Raw genomic sequence first — 22,803 nt, 5'->3', positions numbered from 1 at the left:
TTTATAAATAATAAATTCCTTTTAGCACCTAGTAATGTTTACTTATAACTAATTCATCTACAAAACTATCATGAGAAAACTTCTATCAGGAAGTTGGCTTCTCTTGCTATTATCTTATTTTACTGCAATGGCGCAGGAGGTAGTAGTAAGCGGCCGTGTCACTTCATCAGACGATGGCACCACACTCCCCGGTGTGAGTGTGCAGGTAAAAGGGCTTAGCCGCGGGGCAACAACGGATGCCCAGGGCAATTACCGGGTAACCGTACCGGCAAATGGCCGATTAGTTTTCAGTTATATCGGCTATAAAAGTCAGGAGCTCCCTGTTGGCAACCGGACAGCCTTGAATGTTGTCTTGCAGGCCGATGCCACCAACCTTGGTGAAGTCGTTGTAACAGCATTGGGCATTGAACGTGATACGCGATCCTTGTCCTACGCCACCCAGCAGGTAAATGGCGACCGTATTTCGCAGCGGGGTGAGCCTAACGTGTTAAATGCCTTACAGGGGAAAGTATCGGGGGTTCAGATAACGGGAGCCAGTGGGGAAGCCGGTGCCTCAACCAACATCAACATCCGGGGTATTCAGTCATTTACCGGAAACAATCAGCCACTTTTCGTAGTCGATGGTATTCCCATCAGTAACAGTGTAGACCGAACCAACCTTGGTCCGAATGGGACACTGGGTGGTCCACAATCCTCAAACCGGGCACTGGACATTGCCCCGGAAAACATTGAGTCGCTGAACGTGCTGAAGGGGCCTGCTGCGGCTGCACTGTATGGTTCACGAGCCGCTTCGGGCGTTATCGTGATTACGACAAAGTCGGGTAAGAATGCCAAGAAGAAAACGGAAATTACGGTTAACTCCGGGCTTACCGTTCAGAACGTATATGGCTTACCGAACTTTCAGAACGACTACGGCCAGGGATTGAATAATATTTTCCAAAGCAATAGTGTAGCCTCATGGGGACCTGCGTATGGTTCTCCAGCGTGGCTGGAGAATGGTTTTTTCACCCGGAACGCCACGACACCAAGTCAGTTGGATTCGACGGCGCTGTTTCCGGGGGGCGTCTTACCGGCTTACAAAGCCTATGCGAATTACCGGGCTTATCCGGATAACATCAGGAACTTCTTCAACCAGGGCCGGATTCTATCGAACTCCGTTAACATTGGGGGAGCAAGCGGCACCAGTAACTATAACTTTTCGGTAGCCAATACCGCTCAGGAAGGTATTGTGCGGAACTCGAAATTTAACCGGACCAACGTAAGTTTTGGGGGCAACACAGTACTGTCGAACAAATTTCACGTTGGCGCATCGATCAATTACAGCAATACAGGCCAGAGCAACTCCCTGACAGGTAACGGCGGCAGTGCCTTCGGACAGTTGGTAGCCGTACCCCGCAGCTATGACCTGCCAAACCTTCCTTTTCAGGATGCTAATGGGCGTAGTGTATTTGCAGGCACACCCGGTTCGAACGAAAACCCAATCTGGGGACTGGAAAACAACCGGACAACCAGTAACGTCGATCGTCTGATTGGCAACATTAATATTGGTGTTGATCTGGTTAAAGGCATCAATTTATTCTACCGGGCTGGTATCGATACGTATACGGACCGCCGTAAGCAGATTTTTGCACCTAGTGCGGCCCGTTTGCTGGTGGGTGGCGTTGGCGAAGATATCTATTACTGGCAGGAGCTGAACAGCGACCTGATTCTGACAGGACAGAAAAACGATATCCTGCCGGGACTTAACCTTGAAGGCCGGTTAGGGTTCAACGTCAACCAGCGCAAATCACAGAACGTGACAGCCAACGGCCAAAACCTGACGTTGCCCAACTTCTACAACCTGAGCAATGCCACGGTTTTCTCAAACAATACGGGAGAAAGCAACACACTGCGTCGACTGGCCGGGTATTACGGACAGGCTAGCTTCTCGTTCCGGAATTATGCCTTCCTGGAGTTGACGGGCCGTTTCGACAAATCGTCGACTTTACCGCTCAGCAACAATACCTATTTTTATCCGGCCGTATCGGCAAACGTGATTCTTTCGGATATCTTTCCAATCAAATCATCAACCCTCTCCTACCTCAAAGTGCGGGGTAGTGCCGCCACGGTGGGTAAAGATGCAGACCCCTATCAGCTACAGTCGGTTTACGTGACCACGAGCCGGGGTAACAACGTATCGAACATCACCTTCCCGATCAACGGTCAGAACGCGTTCTCGATCAGCAACCGGATTGGACCCGGCGATAACCTGAAACCTGAATTTACGACCTCCTACGAAGGCGGATTGAACCTCGGGCTGTTTGATAACCGTTTTAGCATTGATCTTACCTACTATAACTCGGTCAGTACAGACATGATCGTAAACGTAGGTATGGCAGCCTCGACCGGCTACACAACGCGGACTACGAACGTGGGTAAAATGACCAATAAGGGTATCGAAGCCTTATTGACGGTAACCCCGATTCGGGTTAAAAATTTCCGCTGGGATGTAACCGTAAACTACACCCGCAACGTAAACGAAGTTGTCGACATTGCACCGGGTGTCGAAAGCTTCTCCATTCCGGGAAGCGCTTTCACCGGCTCCATTCCCTCCATCGTAAAAGGCCAGCCTTACGGTGTAATTCTGGGCAACAAAAAACCGACAAATCCCGACGGTCAATGGATCATCAACCCTAACACAGGCTTGTGGAATCCGGAAGTGTCTAACCAGAATATTTCCAACCCGACCCCACTCTGGATCGGCAGCATTCAGAATACTTTCAAGTACAAAGGTCTTGCACTGGGCTTCCTGTTTGATACCCAGCAGGGCGGACAATTGGTGGAGTTCTCGTCTGGCTCGTATAAATCAAATGGTACGCTGGATGTAACGGGCGTCAATCGGCAGGCCCCTCGTATCATTCCGGGTGTATTTGAGATCAGCAACGCCGACGGCACTAAGTCGTATATACCGAACAACATCCAGGTGGATGCACAAAGTTACTGGCGTGCTTTTGGTTTGCAGAGTGACCTGAACGTGTTCAGTGCCACGCGCTACAGCCTGCGCGAAGCAACGTTGGGATACGACCTGCCCGCATCGCTGATCAGCAAGACCCCGTTTGGCGGAATATCTGTCTCGGTCGTTGGCCGTAACTTGTGGTATTTCGCTCCCGGCTCGCCCATCGACCCTGAAGTAAATACACAGGGAGCAGGCAACATTCGTGGTCTGGAATTACAAAGCGCACCCAATACCCGTAACTACGGCGTGAATCTGAGATTTACTTTCTAATCATTGTCACTTCATGAAAACAACTCATAAAGCGCTTATCGCGATGTCGCTGCTAACGGTAATGGCCAGCTGTCGCGAAAGCTTCTTCGATATCAATACAACGCCTAACAACCCAACGGTAGTGCCTGCTTCGGTACTGCTGACAACGGTTGAATACGATGCGGCTCTCACCTCTACCAACGATCTGAACCGCATTAATGAGGTACTCACGCAGCACATGGCCGGGGTTGCCAACCAGGTAGCCGCCTATGATGTGTTCAACCTGCGCGGTGCCTCCGATAACCAGTGGAACGGAGAAATTTACGCCGGTATGCTCACCAACGCCCAGCGGCTCATTGAGCAAACCCAGCAAACGACTCCCGCTTATGCCGGCATGGCTAAAATTCTGAAAGCGTACGGATTTAGTATTGCTACGGATGTTTGGGGTGATGTACCTTATTCCGAAGCGCTGCAGGGCTTAACCAATCTGACACCCCGGGTAGATGCCCAGCAGGATATTTACCTCGGCAGTTCGGAGAAAAAGATCCAAAGCCTGTTCGACCTCGTTAAAGAAGGTATGGCTGATCTGGACAAACCCAACACGGGGGTTTTGCCCGGTGCCGACGATGTAGCCTACCAGGGCAACCTGTCGAGATGGAAGCGGCTTGGCAATACACTTATGCTGCGCCTTGCCGTACAAATGAGCCGCAAAGCACCTGCTCAGGCCAAACAGATCATTACAGAAATCCTGGCTTCGCCCGCCGGATTGATCAATGACAACGCACTGGACTTTCAGGTAGCATTTGGAACGGATAACGGGAAGCAGAATGCCCTCTACTCATTCAACTACGTTAACCGGACGGGCGACCTGATGGCCAGTCAGCGGTTTCTGGATACGCTAACGGCCTATAATGATCCGCGCATCAGCCGTTTCTTTACGCTGGCAGCCAACACCAACCGATACGTAGGATTCAATAACGGGGCTACCACAGCCGCCCCCAGCGTTGTGGCCAACCGATCGCGCTATGGTGTTTACCTCATTGGTACGAGTGGCGAGGCACCCACCCGTGTTATCACCAACTTTAACCGGGCGTTTCTTCTTGCCGAAGCGGTCGTTACGCTGGGCGTAGCCGGTGATGCACAAGCTTTATATCAGGAAGGGATCAGAGCCTCCATGCTGAAAGCAGGCGTGGCAACAGCCGATGTTAATGACTACTTCACAAAGAACCCACAAATTGTGACGCTATCCGGCGATACCCAAAATCGACTCCGTCAGATTCTGACCCAGAAGTGGATCGCCAACATTGGCATGGGCATCGAATCCTGGAATGACATCCGTCGTACCGGCTATCCAAAGCTCGCTTTACCCCTCAACGCACAGGGCGACAATCCGGGGGTTATTCCGGTCCGTTTGCCGTACACGTCGAACGAACAGCAACGCAATCCGAACGTGCCAAATCCTGGTCCGCGGATGGATGAGCGGTTATGGTGGGATATTGATTAACTCATTTTACGACAAAGACCATGAAAAAACTAAGTTATATAGCCAGCTTTCTCCTATTGCTAGTTACAGCGGCCTGTACGAAAGATGACATCGTTTCAATCCGCGATGCCCAGGCAACCGACAATGCGATCACATTTACCAATTACAAATACTTCGAGCGTATACCGATTGGTGAAACATCCATTGCAGGCGGGGGCAACATTAGCATTACAATGACACTTCCCGACGCCAGTCCCCGGTCGTTTAAGGAAATAACTCAGGTAGGTGCCTCGACCATCAACGCCAGCTTAAACCAGAGTTCGTTTAAAACAGCTGCGAATACACTGGCATCGAAGATTTCGGTGAGCGGCAAAACGGCTACGTTTACAACAACCATTGCAAACTATCTGGCCTTCCGAAAGCTGGCAGCCATGCCCAGTACGACCACAGGTGGTATTGTAACGTATAGTGATATGCAGTTTTTCTTCCTGGTTACGCTGGACGATAACACAACGGTCGTTCCCATGGAATACCGGGTTCGGGTTCGTGCCTGATACTTGATTAATTTTTCCTGAAAAGCACCGGCTACATGGCCGGTGCTTTTTTAGTATAAATTCTCTTTAGCACGCCAGACAACATGCGGCCAAAAGACTACTTACACCGCCATAAACCGATTAAGTAATTCCTGAAATTATACAATTATTAACAACTACATAAATACTAACCCTGAATAATAAATTCAATATTAACCATTAATTTTAGGCAGTTATAGGAAATTATATTAGGCATATTTGCTCCTTTTTATAAGTAGCATTTGATATTTAACGTAGCATCATACCAAGTAATTATACGCAAAAACTGATTACTTAAATAATAAAATAGCCAATAGATCCTGACCACAAACCACTAGTCAGAGTTAGTTTAAATCACTATCTACCAGGCTTTTATACACTTAAATAATACACTTCAGAGAAGAAAGATCTACTGAACAGATTTACGGACCTGACATTAATATTGACCCTTCTCATTTCTGTGCAACCTAACTAAACGAAGTAAACCCGGGCACTTTAAAGTAAGATTTGGTGAGCTACCTAAGGGAAAGCCTGTTTTTTTACTCTATCAATTACTAGACTATTTGCACCATTAGAATATTACAAAAAACCTTTCATTGTGATATAAAAATTTCAGGTTCTATAGGTTAACTTTGTATCCCCATTTTTGGGGTTAGACCGTATGTTTTAACTTATTCTTTCTTATGCAGAAAATTTTATTGGGAAGCTGGCTGCTTTCTCTGCTATTCTGTTTGCCGGTACTGGCGCAGGATATTGCCGTGAGTGGCCGCGTCACTTCATCAGACGACGGCTCCACCCTACCCGGTGTGAGCGTACAGGTAAAAGGAACGACCCGTGGTGCCATTACCGACGCCGACGGAAACTACCGAATCAGCGTGCCAGCCAATGCGCGACTCGTGTTCAGCTTTATTGGCTATACCGGTCAGGAAATTGCGGTTGGCAACAAAACGACCATCAACGTTACGCTGGTAGCGGGTTCGCAAAGCCTTGATGAGATCGTTGTAACGGCTCAGGGTATCGAGCGAGACAAGCGGTCATTGGGCTATGCAACGCAGGAAGTAGGTGGCAATATTCTGGCGCAGCGCTCAGAACCTAATCTGCTCAACGCCTTACAGGGTAAAGTTGCAGGCGTAAACATCTCCGGTTCAAGTGGCGTACCAGGGGCATCAACAAACATCAACATTCGGGGTATTACGTCCTTCAATGGTAGTAATCAGCCCCTGATCGTTGTGGATGGAATCATCTTCAGCAACGACGTAAACCTTACACAAAACACGCTGTTTGGTACGCAGCCTTCTAACCGCCTTGCCGACATCAACCCGGAAAGCATTGAGTCGGTAAACGTACTGAAAGGACCGGCGGCTGCCGTTCTGTACGGTTCACGGGCATCGGCGGGTGCTATTGTCATCACCACGAAGTCGGGCCGTAACCAGAATAACAAAACGGAAGTGACCGTCAATTCGTCGTATAACGTACAGAACGTGTATGGCATTCCGAAATTTCAGAACGACTACGGTCAGGGTGCCAACAACTTGTTCACGCCCACGTCGAACAACTCCTGGGGGCCACCGTTTGTAGGTGGACCCACATCGGTTACCAACACACAGAATCAGGTAGTGCCCTACCAGGCGTACCCGAACAACGTCCGCGACTTCTACCGCCAGGGTAGTATTCTGCAAAACTCGGTTAACATTGCCTCGGGCGATGCTACCCGCAACTACATCATTGCCATTGGTAATACCCTCCAGAATGGTATCGTTCAGAACACGAAGTTCAACCGGACAAACGTTCAGTTGGGCGGTGAGTCGAAACTAAAAAACGGCCTGAAGGTAAGCGGTACAGGCACGTATGTCCAGACGGTATCGCGTGCGGTGCCGGGTGGTAACGGCGCCAGTGCGTTTGGGCAGATTACCCGTATTCCACGGAGTTATGACCTGGCCAACGAACCCTACCAGGGCCTTGACGGTAGAAGTATTTACTTCACCCCATCAACGAACAATCCGCAATGGAGTGTTAATAACGAACGTCTTGACAGCCAGGTTGACCGCTTCTTTGGTAATTTCCAGTTAAGCTATGACGTAGCCAGCTGGCTGAACGTTGCTTATCGGGTAACGGGCGATACCTACACCGACCGGCGTAAGCTGATCCTGCCAATTGGCTCGGGTCGTGCCCCGGCGGGACAGGTTCAGCAAGATAACTTCTTCCGGAATGAACTGAACGGTGACCTGCTGATCACGGCCCGTAAAGACAACCTGTTTATGGAAGGCCTTAACGCGAACCTGCTCTTAGGCAATAACATCAACCAGCGGAAAACCCAGGAGTCGGCGGCTGATGCTACCTCCCTGACGCTGCCCGGTTTTTATAACATCAACAGCGGTACGGTGTTCACGGGTACGTTCGAAAGCTCGACGCTGCGTCGTCTGGTCGGTTATTATGGACAGCTGTCGTTGAATTATAACAACTACCTCTTCCTGGAATTATCCGGCCGTGCCGACCAGTCGTCTACCCTGCCGAAAGCCAACAACACCTATTTCTATCCGGGTGCATCGGTTAGTTTCGTGCCAACAGATGCCTTCAAGATCAACTCCGACGTGCTTTCCTACGCGAAAGTGCGCGCCAGCATTGCTAAAGTTGGCCGCGATGCAGACCCGTATCAGTTGAACACCGTTTATACCAAGACGGGCTATGGTAATAACGTTGCCAACATCGTTTACCCACTGGCGCCGAACAACACGCCCGGCTTCAGTATTGATACCCGGATTGGTAACAACAACCTCAAGCCTGAGTTTGTAACCTCGTACGAATTTGGGGTTAACCTCGGTTTCTTCAAAAACCGCCTGAGCATCGACGCTACGTACTTCAACTCAAAGAGTACCCAGCAGATTTTCAATGTAGCCGTATCCAACTCATCGGGCTTCGATACCCGAACAACCAACGTTGGCGAGTTGCAGAACCAGGGTGTTGAATTGATCCTGAATGCAACGCCGGTACGCGTGGGTGGTTTTAAATGGGACGCTACCCTGAACTATACCCTGATCCGGAACAAGGTTGTTTCCATTGCTCCCGGGGTTAAGTCGTCGAACATATCGGGTAACTCCTTCATTGGTATCGCTCCGTCTATCTACGAAGGGTCTCCCTACGGCGTGATTGTCAGTACGGCCAACGCCCGCGCTCAGACTACCGACCCGAACGGTTTATACTACGATGCAACGGGTCAATTTGGCGGTCAGTATATTATCAATGGAACCAACGGGCAGTTTGCGCCAGGTATCGCCAACTCGGTTATATCGAATCCGCAGCCTAATTACATTGCCGGCTTGACCAACACGTTCTCTTACAAAGGCGTGGCGTTGTCGGTACTGGTCGATACCCGCCAGGGTGGTCAGATTTTCTCGTTCAACGCTGTTGATGCACGCCAGAATGGCTCGATGTACGTAACGGGTATCGACCGCGATCAGCCGCGTATCCTGCCCGGCGTGATTCAGAATACGGATGGCACCTTCCGGCCGAACAACATCCAGCTACCGGCACAAACCTACTGGAGTGCGTTGGGTGGCCTGGCTTCGGAAGCCGCGGTTTACGATGCAACGGTATATCGTCTGCGCGAGGTAGCGCTAAACTACACGCTGCCGAAAACGTTGCTGGGTAAAACGCCATTTGGCACCATTTCGGTGGGTGTGAGCGGTCGTAACCTGTTTTTCTACGCACCCAACTTCCCGGCCGATCCAGAGGTCAACACCCAGGGAGCGGGTAATATTCAGGGCCTTGACCTGAACGGACCGCCAAACACACGGAACTTCGGCGGTAACATTCGGCTCACGTTCTAATCACTCTATTCATTCGAATTACTCATGAAATTCATAATTCCAAAAAGCTATTTGCTCGTCCCGTTCTTTCTGGGAATGGGAGCTTGCAGCAGTTATCTAGATGTAAACGTAAGCCCCAACAACCCCACGTCGGTTACGCCCGCCGTGTTGCTGGCCGGGGCAGAGGGTGGTAGTGCGTTTGTGAATGCCAATGAACTGAACCGGTTCTCGTCGGTACTGGTCCAGCAGTTGGCAGGTGCGGCCAACAGCCCGGCTACGTACGATATTTACCAGACAAACGGTGCCGACTTTGGTAACCAGTGGAATGGGGAACTCTATAACGGTCCACTGATCAACTACCAGAAGCTGATCGAACTGGGCGATGCTACGAACTCGAAGGCGTATTCGGGGATTGCCAAGATCATGAAGGCGTATACCTTCAGCATTGCCACCGATGTATGGGGCGATGTTCCTTATTCTCAGGCGTTACTGGGCGAAGCGAACACCACACCACGTCTTGATAAACAGGAAGATATCTACAAGGGCAACGCAACGCTGGGTATTCAAAGCCTGTTCGACCTTGTTCGGGAAGGCATTAAGGACCTCGATGCTACGTCGGCCCTGAAGCCGGCCGGTGACGATATCATCTACGGCGGCAACCTGACCAAATGGAAACAGGCTGGCAACACACTGCTGTTGAAGTTCGCAATGACGATCAGCCGCAGGGAGCCTGCTCTGGCAGCCAGTGTGATCAATGAAGTGCTGACGGGTGGCAACTACATTACGAGCAACGCCAACGACATGAACTTCAACTTCGGCTCCAGCGTAGGTAGTCAGGACCCGCGCTACACCTATATGTTTGTGAGTTCGTTCCAAAACGATATGTTGCTGAGCACGCGCTACCTGAATCTGCTCAACAGCCTGAACGATCCGCGTCTGCCTATTTTCTTCACGAAGCCTGGCCCTAATTACGTAACGATCGACAATGGTTTCCGGGGCACCCTGCCAACACCAACGGCAAACTGGTCGCGGTACAACAAATACGTTACGGGCAATTCGGGCGAGGGTCCGGTTCGGATGATCACCAACTTCCAGCGGGCGTTCATTCTGGCCGAAGCCGCCCTTCGGCTGGGCACCCCCGGCGATCCACAGGTGCTGTATACCGAAGGAATCACAGCCTCAATGACACTGGCCGGACTAACGCCGGCTCAGATTTCGGCTTATCTGACCGCCAATCCAACGGTGGCAACGCTGTCGGGAACGACGGAGCAAAAAATTGCGCAGATCATCACTCAGAAATACATTGCTTTCACGGGTAATGGTATAGAGTTATGGAATGACTATCGTCGGACGGGCTACCCAACGCTGCAGCTTTCGCAAAATGCGGCTGGTATCAATGGTACCATTCCGGTACGGGCGGTATACATCAGCAACGAAGTTCAGCGAAATCCGAACTTCCTTAACCCGTCTCCCCAATCGAACATTCCTGTTTGGTGGGATGTCGATTAATCATTCACGACTTTAAACACGCATAGTGATGAAAAATATAGTCATAAACACACTGTTGCTCGCCTTGCTGGCGGGAGGCAGCATCTCCTGCAAAGACGATCTGATCTACAGCGATCTGGTTCGGGATAACCGTCCGGCGGTGCCCGTAACGTTCCCCGGAACAACCACTTACGGATTCAATCCGTTTATTATCACCTCGCTGGCGGCAGGTGCTCCTATTCAGTTTACGCTGTCGATCCCGGCTTCGAGCGGTCGTACCATTAAGGAGATCACCAAAGTTGTTGGCGGGGCCACGGGCATCAACGTGGCGACGCTGAATGCCGCTACGGCAACCAGCGCCTTCAATCCGGCACCCATTGCCGGTAGTGGCACAACAGCGGTGTTCACCACGACGCTGGCTGCTTTTAAAACAAAGTACCCGTCGGTAGCGACAACGCCGGTGGCGTTACCAAACTACACCGAGATCCAGTTTCTGTTTCTGGTGACGCTGGACGACGGCACACAAATTATTCCAGAGCCGGTTCGCGTCCGGATAGTAGCGTAAGGAATTACGTGCGGTGCAAAAGGCCTTCCAATGAATTGGAGGGCCTTTTCGTTTTAAGGATATCCGCAGTAACTTTCCTCTACCAGGACTTTGATGCGATTCTGTAGAACCCAAAGCCTTACATTTAGCTTAAAGTCATACCCCTCAATCATGAATCCTTTCCTTTCCCGGCTGTTGCTTAGCTTACTTCTGGCAGACCTGTTTACGGCTGCTCAGGCGCAGTTACCCATCCGAAACACCCGCTGGACCGGTGTAGTTCTGGCCCCTACCGATGTTGAGGTTGTCCTGAACTTCAGCAAGGATACCCTCCTGATTATTCCGAAACAAGAAACGACCCCGCTGGAAACCATGCTTTACCAACAAAAGGGCGACACGCTCGCGGTACAGAAAGTTTCGGGACAAAGCCCTTGTGGAACGAGCGTGACGGGTTTTTACCGACTGAGTTACCTGACGAATGGCGAAAGTCTGAAACTACTTCCTATTGACGACGACTGTCTTGAACGAAAGCATGCATTTGAATCGAAAGCCGTTTTTACACGGGTGCGTCTCAACCTGGCTCAGCCGCCCCGCAACTGGCCTTATCTGGACCCTGTTCAGGATTCAGTTGCCGGGATAAGCCTTTACCGGGCGTATGACCTCCTCAAAGGGCTGCCATCGGTGCCGGTGATTGTGGGTGTTCTGGACTCAGGCGTCGATATAACCCACGAAGACCTGCGCGATGTGATCTGGAAAAACCCGAAAGAAATTCCGGGCAATGGGATGGACGACGACAAAAATGGGTATGCCGACGATGTAAACGGCTGGAATTTTATGGGCGCTGCCGATGGAACCACGTCGGAATACGACCAGCCCGAAATAACCCAGACGTATGTGCTCCTGAAGGCGAAATATGACAAAGCTAATCCGGCCAAACTTAACCCGACCGAGAAGCGGCAGTACGAAACCTATCAAACCGCAAAAAAGCAATTTCTGAAGCGGTATCAGGCCAGCCAGCCCAAGCGTATGGCCTTTGCCGATACCGCCAGATTCTGGCAGGTAGCCAGCCAAATCCGTGAGAAATTACCGGAATCGCCACTGACACCCGCTATAATTCGGCAGGTCGACACGGGTACCGATTCGGTAGCGCTCGCCGTAAAGTCCATTTTAGCGGAAGCGTATTCGCCACAATACGGATCATTCGACACTTACCTGACACTGGTTCAAAAGAACTGGTTGCGCTTCCGGCAGATCATGGGTAGTGAAGCCCTCATTGCGTTCAACCCGGACTATAATCCCAGAGCTGCCATTGGCGATAATCCCGCCAACCCAACCGAACGCTTTTATGGAAGTCCCCGAATGATCATCGGGAAGTCGCAGCAGTTGGCTGTTCATGGCAGCCATGTGGCAGGCATCATTGCAGCCAGACGCGGCAACGGCAAGGGCATTGATGGGGTGGCCGATAACGTCCAGATCATGCCCGTTTCGGTTGTACCCGCTAATGGCGACGAGCGCGATAAAGATGTAGCCAACGGGATTCGATACGCGGTTGAAAACGGCGCGAAAGTCATCAACATGAGTTTTGGCAAGCGTCTGTCGCCGTTTAAGGAGCAGGTCGATGCCGCCATTCGATTTGCGGAAGAACATGATGTGCTGATCGTACACGCGGCCGGGAATAACGGTGAGAACTACGACTCGCTCCCGGCCTATCCCTCGGCCCGGTATGAGAATGGAAAAGTGGCGCAGAACGTCCTGGTCGTTGGCAACAACACCTGGCGTTTGGGCCGTGCGCTTCCTAGCCAGTCGTCCAACTACGGTGTTCAAACCGTCGATCTATTTGCTCCAGGGACCGATATTCTGTCGACGCTGCCCAACGATCAATACGCCAGTTTTTCAGGCACCAGCATGTCGGCACCCATGACGGCGGGTGTAGCGGCTCTGATCCGCTCGTACTTCCCCAAATTAACGGCCGTTCAGGTTAAGGAAATCCTGATAAAGAGCAGCTATAAACCCGATCTTCAGGTGCGGAAACCCGGCCGTACCGGGCAGGCCGTACCCTTTAAAAACTTAAGCCGTTCGGGTGGGTTGCTGAATGCGTATGAGGCCGTGAAGATGCTGTCTGAACCGGGATTCTATCAGGATTTAAAAGATTAAACAGGATTACCGCAATCCACTTCTTTGTTTTGCGGTAATCCTGTTTAATCCTTTCCTGATAAGATCCCGGTCACCAGGCCACTTCCTGTTTATCATGCCAGAACTTGCCGGTTTCGGACTGGGGGGCATCGGCAGCAAGCCAGACAATGGTTTCGGCTCCTTTTTCAACGGGTCTGTTAGCGCTGGGCCCGCCCATATCGGTACGCACCCAGCCCGGATCGACACTGTTGACGACAATATTGTGTTCGATCAGGGCTCCGGCAAACTGCTTCGTTACCGCGTTGAGTGCCGTTTTTGAAATACTATAGGCTGGCGCGTAAGTTGTCATGCGGGCCAGTGAGCTTACCCCGCTCGATACATTGATGATTCGGCCACCGGTTTTACTTTTTTGCAGATGCTGCAGGAAATCCTGAATCACCATGATCGGCCCGTTAACGTTAGATTTCAGCGCACGGTCGAGCATTTCAAGGTTCAGTTTGAGAATATTTTCCCCATGATCTTCCAGAATACCGGCATTGTTGATCAACACATCGAGATGATCGGCTTTTTGAGAAAATGTACCACAGGCCGTTCGAATACTAACCGGGTCTGTCACGTCAAGCTGAATAAACGTGGCTTCAAAACCGGCCTGGCAAAGTTCTTCGGCCGCTTCCTTTCCCTTCGTTATATCGCGGGCACAGATAAAAACGGCAAACCCACGCTGGGCCAGTTGCCGGGCAATTTCTTTACCAATTCCTCTATTCGCCCCTGTAATAAGGGCTGTACGCTGATGTTCCGTTTTCATACTGACTGATTTTCTATACTACTTACTCCACTTTTGGGTAAAATGTTTGCCACCGGTGGCGAACCGTACACTCAACAAGAGTTACCGTTTCCTAAGTGCTGTTATAGATTTTAGTAGATTAGCGACTAATCTTACACAATCTAGTCCAACTATGTACTCAATGAAATCGATTCACTCGTTTCTGGCCCTTCTAATTCTACCGGTAAGCCTGTCGTTTGCCCAGACAAAACCCCAGGCCACGACACCGCCAGCCAGCAATACGGCAACCGGTGGCAGTACGAACCGGATGCAGGATCTTTACGACGAACATCATGGTATTAACCGAAAGGCAAAAACGGCAACGCCTGCACGTACAGAAACCCAACAGCCGGGTCGAGCCGCGGACCAGACCGAAACGGGGATTAGCCAACCCGAGCGCATGGCCTCAGCAGGTAGTGCATCGGGCACACGAATTGGGTTTCGCGGGGGGGTAACCTATCCTCTTTTTCTGGAGAAGCAAGCCTTTACCGATCCGGCTCTGGGTTTTGTGGGGGGCGTAACGTTCAATTTTGGCGCAGGTCCGGTTTCGTTTCAACCCGAAATCAATTATGCACGGAAAGCCACGAAAATAACCCAGTTTGGGTATACCGACACATACTCTACTGATGCACTTGAAATACCCTTACTTGTAAAATTCTCGACAGGAACATACGCCGGAAACCGTTTCTTTGTCAACGTAGGCCCGTATGCTGCGTATGCAATAAGTTCAGGTATTAATGGAAAGACCATCTCCCTCGACGGCGCCAAAGGACGCTTTGGCTTTGGGGGAGCGCTGGGTGTTGGAGCTGCCCTGAAGGCCGGACCCGGACACGTTACCGTTGAAGTGCGTGGATTATACCCGTTGGGCAACAATGATATTGGCTTCGACGCCAACTCAAAAACAATCGTAGGGCAAGGTACTGTCGGCTATAGTTTCCCGCTGGGAGGCCGATAAACAACAATATTTCTCATAGAGTGGGTTTTAAAATGGCGATGACCGGCTGGTCGTCGCCATTTTTGTTTCCCTCCATGTAGCTGTAAAGCTTAAACAAACTCCATACTTTTTTCCCACAAGTCGGCAGCCTGTCGGTTTGTGTCGTCAATATGCTTCACTGGCTTAGGGGCTGAATCAGCAAAGAAGCCCCCCGATCCACCCGCCTTTCCCGTCTTCCGGGTTAGTACATCAATGGGCGCGGTGGCCAGATAAACAGACGTTTCGGCACCCCGCTCCGGGCTTCGCATAAAAGGTCTGGCCACGGACATAAGCAGTTGAATCGGGCCGGTGAAGTTGCTCCCAAAGTTGGATTTAACAACGCCGGGATGTACCGCGTAGGCCGTAATGCCCGCGTCGGCAAAGCGGGTAGCCAGCTCTCTGGTAAACAATACATTAGCCAGTTTGCCATCGCCATAGGCCGCCAAAAGTGAGAGTTTTTTATCGTGCTGAAAAAATCGGGCGGCTTTCCCCAGCATATAAGCCGCCGAAGACAGGTTAATGATTCGAGCCTCTCCGGCGGCTTTCAGCAGATCGAGCAGGTGATAGGTAAGCACAAAATGGCCAATGTGATTGGCGTAAAAGGACTTCTCTACCGTACCCACGAATTCGATTCGGTCGGGCGAGTACCCGGCGTTGTTGATCAGCACATCCAACTGGCTATGCGTGGTCCTAACCTGCTCTGCCGCCCGACGTATCGACTCGGTATCGGTTAAATCGGCCAGGAGCAGTTCGACGGTTACGGCTGGATTGATCCGTTGTATGGTTGTCAGAGCTTCCCGGCCCTTTGCTTCATTCCGACAAAGTAGAATGAGATTAAACCCCCGTCGGGCCAGCGCTTTTGCGGTTGCCAGGCCTATCCCGACGTTTGCGCCCGTAATCAATGCTGTTTTCATGTATAGCTATTCTTATTTACGGCCTATGTAGCAGCCTGAAAAATAAGAAGATTTACAGAGAAAGTGCCTTGAGGGTACTTTCTCTGTAAATCTTCGAAAAAGGGTAAGTTCTTAGTAAGGTGTTTAGCGTATGTGCATGCCTAGGCGTTGAAAGCCGGGGCAAACTCATGTTGAGCAAACGCTTCGAGCTTCACTTTACCATAAACGGCGGGCCGGTTGGTAAAGAAATCGGCTTGCATTCTCCCTTCGCGGAGCGACTGTCCCAGGCTGGTATACCCGGATGCCATCTCGTCATTCAGACCGGCCTGTAACAGGCTCTGCTTTGTCTGTTCGTCGGAGAAGACAACCCAGGGCGTTTCGGGTCTGCCGATTGACTGGCCAAGTACCTGAGCAATTTCGGCACCCGTGCGTTCATCGCTGGCAATATACCGCACCTGTTGGCCGGTAAAATCAAGATTAAGCAGTTCAGTCAGGGCAACATCGGCAATATCATCGGTATGGGTCAGCACAACGGTTTCTCCGCCAAAGTTGCTTCCCATCATACCCATGCCTTTTACCATGCCCGCCATACTCAGGAGATTATACATGAAATACGACGGACGCAGGAACTTGCTGTTCAGGCCGGGCACTTTAGCTAATTTCTGTTCGGCATCGTACAGCCCATCAACTGGCCCGGTCCCTTCGCCTAAGTCAGCTCCTATACTGCTCAGCAGCACAGCAAACCGAATGTCGTTAGCCTCAATGGCAGCGATGTAATTGTCGATGATCTGGTTCTGAAAGTTCCGCCAATCCGTAACTGCCCATTTGCCTGGAATGAGCAGATAAACGGCCTGTGCTCCGGCAAAGGCTTCCGTCACGAAGGCCGCGTCTTCAACACTTCCTACAGCGGCAGTGGCGCCCAGAGACTCAATCGCTTCTGCATTTTCGGGTTTGCTGGTAATAACGGTAACCTGATGACCCGCTTTAACGAGGCCTTCAGCCACGGGTTTGCCAGTATGCCCCAAAGAGCCGGTAATAACGTACTTCATGTGTATAAGTTAGTGGTGAGATGCAGGTGCAGTGCGGTATGTATCAGAACAGCAGTTTCCAACCGTTAAAGAAAAGGTCTTTACCGGGTTGTCCTGACCAGTGGTGTTGCTCGGGGGCCTCTTCTACGTCGTGGCTGTAATTGTCTTTTTGCACAACAATTGTCGAAATGCCCTGCTTAGCCAGTGACCGACAAATGTCTTTCGTCACATCCGTTGTGTGGCCAATCACGACACCAATCGTTCCGTTTAGTTCTTCCTTTGTTTTCATGGCTGTCAAGTTTTGTTGTATGTGCAAACAATAGTTTTAATAAATTTTTTTTAAGCACCCTCGCCGAGTGCCTGTACGGCGCTAAATACCTGCTTTGTCAATTGGCAAACGTTCGTTTCACCGATCAACTGGGAGTACCGTACGCCAACGCGGTCCCAGGCTTCGCTGATTTCGGGTTGCAGGGCAGTGCCTTGTGCCGTTGGATAGATCAGCGTTTTCTTTCCCTCCGACTCCCGCCGTACCAGATGTTTCTGTTCCAGCTTTTCCACCAATCGTGTAATTGTCGATGGTGTCAGGTAAAGCGTTTCACTCAGTTCAGATGGGGTAATACCCGGTTGGCCAACTACTTCGCACAGCATGTAAGCGTGCGAATAACAGAGACCGAACCGACCAAACTCCTCATCCCCGATTGCCGTAATGGCCCGCGACAGTGCGTTGGCAGAGAACAACAGACAAGCACTGAACCGCGTCACTGATTTTTCCTCTTTCGCTACGGCAACAACTGTTTCTACGTCCATTAGAATCTTACTCGATGATGGATACAAAGGTAATGGATTATATTTGTATGTGCAAGCAACGTTAAAAAAAAAGAGTGAGTATGCAGGAGCGAGGAGGGCTGGCGCCGGGATTGGCCTGTGCTTTTTTATATTACAAGCCGGTCCGACGTCCCGGTTCTCTTGCGTCAGTGAATACTGACTTCATGAAAAGGCACGGGCCAATGCCCGCGCCAGTTCTCTCGCGTCAGCCCTCCTCATTCCTCGCTCCTCACTCCTACATACTTCATTTCATAGGCAAATGCACTTCTGCCATCATGCAACGGGCGGAGCCGCCACCGTTATTTTCAATCATGGACAGGTCGAAGTGAACCAGCGTTGTGTAATCATCGAGGAGATCGATCTGCTTGGGTGTCAGCGACTCGAATGCGCGGGTGGACATTACCAGTAGTTTCTGGCCTTTGCTGGTCGTTACCATGAGCATGTTCCCGGCAAAATGGGCCATCTGCTCCAGCGATATATCAATGATCCGCTTGTTCAGCTTCTCCAGCTCCTGACGCACCATCAGGCGTTCATCAGGGTCTACAATAGCCGATAGGCAAACGACGGCAAAGGTATCAGCAATGCACATGAGCACATTGGTGTGGTAAATGGCTTTCCCATCGGCATCAGCCGAACTGAACGAAACGATGCGGTAGTTCGTCTGCCGACTAAACTCCGCCAGCACATCGGGATGCGTGCGGGGCGACAGACTGGCGAAGGCAACGTGGTTCATCCGGTCGAGGACCATGCTGCCGGTGCCTTCCAGAAACTTACCCTCCTGCTCAAAGTGAGTCAGGTCAATGACTTTGGCAACGTGATAATTTTTGCGCAGGTCATCAACAATATCCTGCCGACGTTCGAGACGCCGGTTCTCAGCCTGCATGGGATACAAGACCACGGTTCCACTGGCGTGAAACGAAATCCAGTTGTTCGGAAAGATCGAATCGGGTGTGTAAGGTTCTGTTGTGTCGTCATAGACTATAACATCGACCCCCATAGCCCGAAGTTGGCGCGCCATCTCGTCGAACTCCCGTTGCGCGGTTTCCTGGGCTGTATCCTTCGTTTGCGCGGCCAGCTGACTATTCTGAAACGCATTTGATTCGGCCGTTTCGGTATTGAACCCGAAGTTTACCGGTCGGATCATCAGAATGCGTGAAGTAGCTTGTGATTGCATAGATTGGATTGTGAGTTGTAAGTATGCAAAATAGTATCTGCTACTGATTACATAACAGCAAAGTAACGCCAAAGTATTAATTGTTCAAGGCTTGCTTCAGCGATTGACGTATCTTCGGCTCGCCTACACCTCATCCCGCAGCAGCGGCAGACTCATGCAATGGGAGCCTCCGCGCGCCCGGCTGAGTTCGGCAGATGGCAGCATGATGAACGTATTTTCGATGGTTTCGGGAGAGGACTCACCCCGCTCGAAACGGTCCAGCAGTTTGGCCGCGCCAATTACTTCGAAGCCGGCCTCCCGGAAGGCTTCGGCGGTTTTTTCATTGCGGTCGTAGCCCACTACCACGCCGTCTTTCAGAGCGAGCAAATTGCAGGAGTCCGTCCATTGCTCCCGGGCGCCAAACGGAAATTCATTGTTGCCCGAGTAGATGAACCGGACAGGTTCGGTAGCCCCTAAATCATTCTTGCTGATATCGGTCAACAGATCCTCCAGATTCTCAATTTCGATGGGTTTATGCTCCAGTCCTTTAATGAACTGCATAATCTTCAGGTCTTCCGATACATCTTTAGGAGCAAAAAAGTGAATGACATCGCGCTTTTTCGCTTCGTCGCCGGTTCGGGCCAGCGAGCCGAGCAGCACCCATACGTTTCGTTTTACCTGCGTAAACACCGTATCGATGTGCATGTAATCCCGCTTTTTGGGAATCTGAAGAATGGTAACCGTATCGACCACATTCCGGCTAAACACCAGCCGCATCACCTGCTGAGCTGCATACAGCGTGGTTCGTTCGCTAACGCCGATCATCAGGTGGCGCTTGCCAATCATCATCACATCGCCCCCTTCCAGTGTCGAAAGCGTTATGTCTCGCTTCGCGTCAGCATCGGAGAGTAGAAACGCATGTTCGTTATCCGGTATTTCGAGGATTTTATCCTGATAACCCGCAAACAGGGGGTGATTAAAGAAAATATACTGCGCCAGCAAGGCCTCGCGGGTACGAGCCAACTTGGCAGGTTTGTTAAGCAGAATGTGGTCATTGATAACAATGCCAATGTCCCGCGTGAAAATAAAGTTGGGCAGTGGTGCAAACAGCATCCGGCGGTCGGGCAGCGAACCCGAGATCATAATTTTGGCCAGCTCGACTGGGTCGAACTCATTGAGTTGCTGCTGGGTCTTGAACGACGTGCGCTCGATACCACAGATGGCCGCAATGAGCCGGGTCCGGATTACTTCATCGGCCAGAATATCGGAGAGCAGATTCTGAATATCAATAACCTTGTCCGACTTGAAGTAATCATCGTGGTCAGGTTTGAAAAAGGACCGGTCGGAGTCGGGGCCAAGTTGGGCTATTTTCCCCCGTACTTTGTCGGGGTCCAGGAAGTACAACAGAATCTTGACGTAGTAATCGTATTCATCCCTGCGCATCATATCCAGATGCACGATATCTTCGAAAAGCCAGTCCTGCGCTTTCGACGGTACTACTTTACCCAATCCCCGGTCGGGGCTATGAATAAGCAATTTTCGTAGTGTACCAATCTCCGACGAAACCTGAATACGTGGCGAGTGTGCGCTGTTTATAGCGTTGTCGGTTGCCATCGATTCGCGAACAGCCGTATTTCCTTCATTTACCATAAAAAACCAGTGTTGTTTCTTGCTCATGCTGGTAATGCAAGGTACGCGTTTGGTACAGGAAATAAAAAGACGCTTCGAACAGCCCCGTTAGCCTGAACACATCAGCCTTATGAATCTGGAAAGGTGTTTGATTTAAACTATTAAGCTGTCTTTGCCCCGAACATTACATTTGCATCCATTTCTATGCAGTTTGTACTTGTCATATTCAATTCTGTACGGTATTTGCAGCGACTTGAGCTAATGGCAGGCTTATCTTTTGGGAAGATACAGCAAGTGTCTGATGGATGTATTTTTGTCAACTTCTTACATGCACTTATCCCTTAAATACCTATTAACTCCTTGAATACCTTCAACCAGTAGCAAACCTTAAACACCCATTCTCTGATAGAAACACTAGTAATCGGCAAGTCTGCCTATAGGCAGACTTGCCGTAAGAACAGAACGATTCCATCCGTTCAATCCAAAATTTTATCAATCAGTATGGAGCACCCCATAAACTGAAAATATCAGCACCTCCGCCCCGTGTAAATTTATGTTTTAGAAGCCAGGCACAACATTTGTGGCAAGGCTTTTGCGGTTATTTTGGTACCTGTTATTGAACACCTCATTTCCTATTCGATTTAACGGAATCATTTCGTTTGAATACATTTATCGGTAATTCATCCCCCTTTCGTTTGATTGACGACTATTCTGTATAGCAATTGTAAAGCCCTGAGTCAATGGCTGGCCTATGCTGAATACATAGGCCACCAGAGTATTTTCACCTCCGGGCACTATGCATTTAGTCTCTATTTATTTTACGCACACCCTGCTTCGGTCGACCCGCGCCGAACACGTGTTTTTGACCTGGCTTCGGTCATGGTTAATCGTCGATTTACCACCCCGGCGCCTTCTCTTCCAGCACCCTGACCGATTATGGACGACAAAGTCATCACTCGACCGAATACCCAGCTTCTGGTCGTCAGTTATGCGTTTCCTTCAATCGCAGCGGATTGCCACGAGCTTTGGCAACAAACACAGATTATCTTCCTGGCGGGCTTCTGCTAACCGGCTCCATGATCTGATACCTGTTTTGTATTGGTCAGAGGCCAGCAGTAATCCTCTTTGTTACTTACTGGCGAAAATACGAAGGCAGTCGCCAATGGACATCGTCCGGGATCATACGCCTACCGTCTCCTCCCGTCTGAAAGGCGAAAATATACCTTCGCTGCAAACAACAACTCTTTTGTCATCTGGTCAGAGACGCTACGATACTGACCATCTTACCAAGTGCCTTGCTACAAGGTACTTGATTCTATAGTATCTATAATCAGCATTTGCCTGGCACGTTAAGGGTTATGTCAAATGCGGTGGAGTGCCGGCGGCAAACGAACAGGTAAAGGTTTATTCACAATTGGACCAGTACGATGAAAACATTTATACTGATGCTAACGGCTACTATAAAAAGATTCTGGATGGTGAGCCAGCCTGGGTTAACGTTCAGGTAAGAAATATTAATAAAGGGATGAATCCCTTATTACAGCAAAATAACTACGTTGCTGTAGTAGACTTTATAAATGAACTCTTCTGCAACAATCCGCCCACTTGCAGCAATTCTTCGCAAACAACTTACCTGGGGCAAGCCATCACCAAGCCGGTAGGGAGCTTTGACCCTGATGGAGACAATCTGACATTTAGCCTTGTAAACCAGCCAAGCAGCGGCTCGGTAGATCTTTATAACAGAGATGCGACTAATGGTGAGTACGTCTATACGCCGGGGACGGCCACCGGCAACATCACCTTCACGTATAATGTAACCGATTCCAAAGGAGCCAGCTCGGGAAACTGTACCGTCACTATAAACGTAAAACCACTTCCGGTAATCACTGTCAATTCAGCGTCTATTTGTGTTAACGCACAAGCGACATTAACTGCCAGCGGATGTAGTAGAGGGACCGTAACCTGGAGCAATGGATCTTCGGACAGTTCAATCACTGTGTCTCCTAACGCAACAACGAATTACACAGCAACTTGTAATCTCAATGGTTGTACTGGTAGCGGTACAGGCACTGTGTTTGTTAACTACCCAGCAAACATATCGGTAAATTCAAAAGCCATTTGCCCAGGGGGAATGGCCACTCTGACGGCTTCCAGTAACGAGCGTTTACCCACCTCATCACTCCTGTTCGATCAGCCATTTGTGCGTTGAAAA

18 protein-coding genes are annotated in these 22,803 nt (G+C 50.4%); 11 read left to right on the top strand and 7 right to left on the bottom strand.

All coding sequences use genetic code 11. From position 1 onward, the window contains the following. The first annotated feature begins 70 nt into the window (after nt 1-70). The 7 genes from ACYVJM_RS15530 (at nt 71) to ACYVJM_RS15500 (ending at nt 13,288) form a co-directional block, all read left to right on the top strand. Entirely contained in the window at nt 71-3,265 is a 3,195-nt protein-coding gene (locus ACYVJM_RS15530) for a SusC/RagA family TonB-linked outer membrane protein (RefSeq protein WP_461149145.1), read from the top strand. Between the two features lie 13 nt (nt 3,266-3,278). Continuing rightward, nucleotides 3,279-4,748: a SusD/RagB family nutrient-binding outer membrane lipoprotein gene (locus ACYVJM_RS15525; RefSeq protein ID WP_461149144.1), complete on the top strand. Its 1,470-nt coding sequence runs from the start codon at nt 3,279-3,281 to the stop codon at nt 4,746-4,748. A 20-nt stretch (nt 4,749-4,768) separates the two neighbouring features. Continuing rightward, nucleotides 4,769-5,281 carry a hypothetical protein gene (locus tag ACYVJM_RS15520; protein WP_461149143.1) on the top strand — a complete coding sequence of 171 codons (513 nt, stop codon included), beginning with the start codon at nt 4,769-4,771 and terminating at the stop codon, nt 5,279-5,281. Between the two features lie 701 nt (nt 5,282-5,982). After that, nucleotides 5,983-9,126, top strand: coding sequence for a SusC/RagA family TonB-linked outer membrane protein (locus tag ACYVJM_RS15515; protein ID WP_461149142.1), 3,144 nt, complete (start codon nt 5,983-5,985; stop codon nt 9,124-9,126). 24 nt (nt 9,127-9,150) lie between these two features. Next, nucleotides 9,151-10,614: a SusD/RagB family nutrient-binding outer membrane lipoprotein gene (locus ACYVJM_RS15510; RefSeq protein WP_461149141.1), complete on the top strand. Its 1,464-nt coding sequence runs from the start codon at nt 9,151-9,153 to the stop codon at nt 10,612-10,614. A gap of 28 nt (nt 10,615-10,642) precedes the next feature. Continuing rightward, the gene (locus tag ACYVJM_RS15505; protein WP_461149140.1) at nt 10,643-11,158 is read left to right on the top strand and encodes a hypothetical protein; all 516 of its coding nucleotides are present in this window, start codon (nt 10,643-10,645) and stop codon (nt 11,156-11,158) included. Nucleotides 11,159-11,308: 150 nt separating this feature from the next. Beyond that, nucleotides 11,309-13,288 (top strand): S8 family peptidase, encoded by a 1,980-nt coding sequence (locus ACYVJM_RS15500; RefSeq protein ID WP_461149139.1) that lies wholly within the window; start codon nt 11,309-11,311, stop codon nt 13,286-13,288. A 70-nt stretch (nt 13,289-13,358) separates the two neighbouring features. On the opposite strand, the gene ACYVJM_RS15495 is transcribed toward ACYVJM_RS15500, so the two are convergent. Next, nucleotides 13,359-14,072 (bottom strand): SDR family oxidoreductase, encoded by a 714-nt coding sequence (locus tag ACYVJM_RS15495; RefSeq protein ID WP_461149138.1) that lies wholly within the window; start codon nt 14,070-14,072, stop codon nt 13,359-13,361. Nucleotides 14,073-14,232: 160 nt separating this feature from the next. Here ACYVJM_RS15495 and ACYVJM_RS15490 point away from each other — a divergent pair, with 160 nt between their 5' ends. Next, nucleotides 14,233-15,045: a porin family protein gene (locus ACYVJM_RS15490; RefSeq protein WP_461149137.1), complete on the top strand. Its 813-nt coding sequence runs from the start codon at nt 14,233-14,235 to the stop codon at nt 15,043-15,045. Between the two features lie 89 nt (nt 15,046-15,134). Here the strand turns inward: ACYVJM_RS15490 and ACYVJM_RS15485 are convergent, their stop codons facing one another. The 6 genes from ACYVJM_RS15485 to ACYVJM_RS15460 form a co-directional block, all read right to left on the bottom strand. Then, nucleotides 15,135-15,977 (bottom strand): SDR family NAD(P)-dependent oxidoreductase, encoded by an 843-nt coding sequence (locus ACYVJM_RS15485; protein ID WP_461149136.1) that lies wholly within the window; start codon nt 15,975-15,977, stop codon nt 15,135-15,137. A gap of 140 nt (nt 15,978-16,117) precedes the next feature. Further along, nucleotides 16,118-17,005 (bottom strand): NAD(P)H-binding protein, encoded by an 888-nt coding sequence (locus ACYVJM_RS15480; RefSeq protein WP_461149135.1) that lies wholly within the window; start codon nt 17,003-17,005, stop codon nt 16,118-16,120. 43 nt (nt 17,006-17,048) lie between these two features. After that, nucleotides 17,049-17,273 (bottom strand): hypothetical protein, encoded by a 225-nt coding sequence (locus tag ACYVJM_RS15475; protein ID WP_461149134.1) that lies wholly within the window; start codon nt 17,271-17,273, stop codon nt 17,049-17,051. A 50-nt stretch (nt 17,274-17,323) separates the two neighbouring features. Further along, nucleotides 17,324-17,791 (bottom strand): MarR family winged helix-turn-helix transcriptional regulator, encoded by a 468-nt coding sequence (locus tag ACYVJM_RS15470; RefSeq protein ID WP_461149133.1) that lies wholly within the window; start codon nt 17,789-17,791, stop codon nt 17,324-17,326. Nucleotides 17,792-18,053: 262 nt separating this feature from the next. Next, nucleotides 18,054-18,983 (bottom strand): citrulline utilization hydrolase CtlX, encoded by a 930-nt coding sequence (gene ctlX / locus ACYVJM_RS15465; RefSeq protein WP_461149132.1) that lies wholly within the window; start codon nt 18,981-18,983, stop codon nt 18,054-18,056. A 123-nt stretch (nt 18,984-19,106) separates the two neighbouring features. Continuing rightward, the gene (locus ACYVJM_RS15460; protein ID WP_461149228.1) at nt 19,107-20,576 is read right to left on the bottom strand and encodes an arginine deiminase family protein; all 1,470 of its coding nucleotides are present in this window, start codon (nt 20,574-20,576) and stop codon (nt 19,107-19,109) included. A 714-nt stretch (nt 20,577-21,290) separates the two neighbouring features. Between ACYVJM_RS15460 and ACYVJM_RS15455 the strand changes: the two genes are divergently transcribed. From ACYVJM_RS15455 to ACYVJM_RS15445, 3 genes are all read left to right on the top strand, one after another. Next, nucleotides 21,291-21,521: a hypothetical protein gene (locus ACYVJM_RS15455; protein WP_461149131.1), complete on the top strand. Its 231-nt coding sequence runs from the start codon at nt 21,291-21,293 to the stop codon at nt 21,519-21,521. Between the two features lie 6 nt (nt 21,522-21,527). Then, nucleotides 21,528-21,659: a hypothetical protein gene (locus tag ACYVJM_RS15450; RefSeq protein WP_461149130.1), complete on the top strand. Its 132-nt coding sequence runs from the start codon at nt 21,528-21,530 to the stop codon at nt 21,657-21,659. A 346-nt stretch (nt 21,660-22,005) separates the two neighbouring features. After that, entirely contained in the window at nt 22,006-22,800 is a 795-nt protein-coding gene (locus ACYVJM_RS15445) for an Ig-like domain-containing protein (RefSeq protein WP_461149129.1), read from the top strand. Nucleotides 22,801-22,803: the final 3 nt, after the last annotated feature.

The sequence above is a fragment of the Spirosoma pulveris genome, assembly GCF_054781875.1.
This window is presented reverse-complemented; position numbering and strand designations above follow the sequence as displayed.

Coding starts and splice junctions, on each gene's coding strand:
- ACYVJM_RS15515 (WP_461149142.1), top strand. CDS start 5,983: ATGCAGAAAATTTTATTGGGAAGCTGGCTGCTTTCTCTGCTATTCTGT.
- ACYVJM_RS15520 (WP_461149143.1), top strand. CDS start 4,769: ATGAAAAAACTAAGTTATATAGCCAGCTTTCTCCTATTGCTAGTTACA.
- ACYVJM_RS15460 (WP_461149228.1), bottom strand. CDS start 20,576: ATGGCAACCGACAACGCTATAAACAGCGCACACTCGCCACGTATTCAG.
- ACYVJM_RS15530 (WP_461149145.1), top strand. CDS start 71: ATGAGAAAACTTCTATCAGGAAGTTGGCTTCTCTTGCTATTATCTTAT.
- ACYVJM_RS15495 (WP_461149138.1), bottom strand. CDS start 14,072: ATGAAAACGGAACATCAGCGTACAGCCCTTATTACAGGGGCGAATAGA.
- ctlX (WP_461149132.1), bottom strand. CDS start 18,983: ATGCAATCACAAGCTACTTCACGCATTCTGATGATCCGACCGGTAAAC.
- ACYVJM_RS15450 (WP_461149130.1), top strand. CDS start 21,528: ATGGACGACAAAGTCATCACTCGACCGAATACCCAGCTTCTGGTCGTC.
- ACYVJM_RS15470 (WP_461149133.1), bottom strand. CDS start 17,791: ATGGACGTAGAAACAGTTGTTGCCGTAGCGAAAGAGGAAAAATCAGTG.
- ACYVJM_RS15475 (WP_461149134.1), bottom strand. CDS start 17,273: ATGAAAACAAAGGAAGAACTAAACGGAACGATTGGTGTCGTGATTGGC.
- ACYVJM_RS15525 (WP_461149144.1), top strand. CDS start 3,279: ATGAAAACAACTCATAAAGCGCTTATCGCGATGTCGCTGCTAACGGTA.
- ACYVJM_RS15490 (WP_461149137.1), top strand. CDS start 14,233: ATGAAATCGATTCACTCGTTTCTGGCCCTTCTAATTCTACCGGTAAGC.
- ACYVJM_RS15505 (WP_461149140.1), top strand. CDS start 10,643: ATGAAAAATATAGTCATAAACACACTGTTGCTCGCCTTGCTGGCGGGA.
- ACYVJM_RS15480 (WP_461149135.1), bottom strand. CDS start 17,005: ATGAAGTACGTTATTACCGGCTCTTTGGGGCATACTGGCAAACCCGTG.
- ACYVJM_RS15485 (WP_461149136.1), bottom strand. CDS start 15,977: ATGAAAACAGCATTGATTACGGGCGCAAACGTCGGGATAGGCCTGGCA.
- ACYVJM_RS15500 (WP_461149139.1), top strand. CDS start 11,309: ATGAATCCTTTCCTTTCCCGGCTGTTGCTTAGCTTACTTCTGGCAGAC.
- ACYVJM_RS15510 (WP_461149141.1), top strand. CDS start 9,151: ATGAAATTCATAATTCCAAAAAGCTATTTGCTCGTCCCGTTCTTTCTG.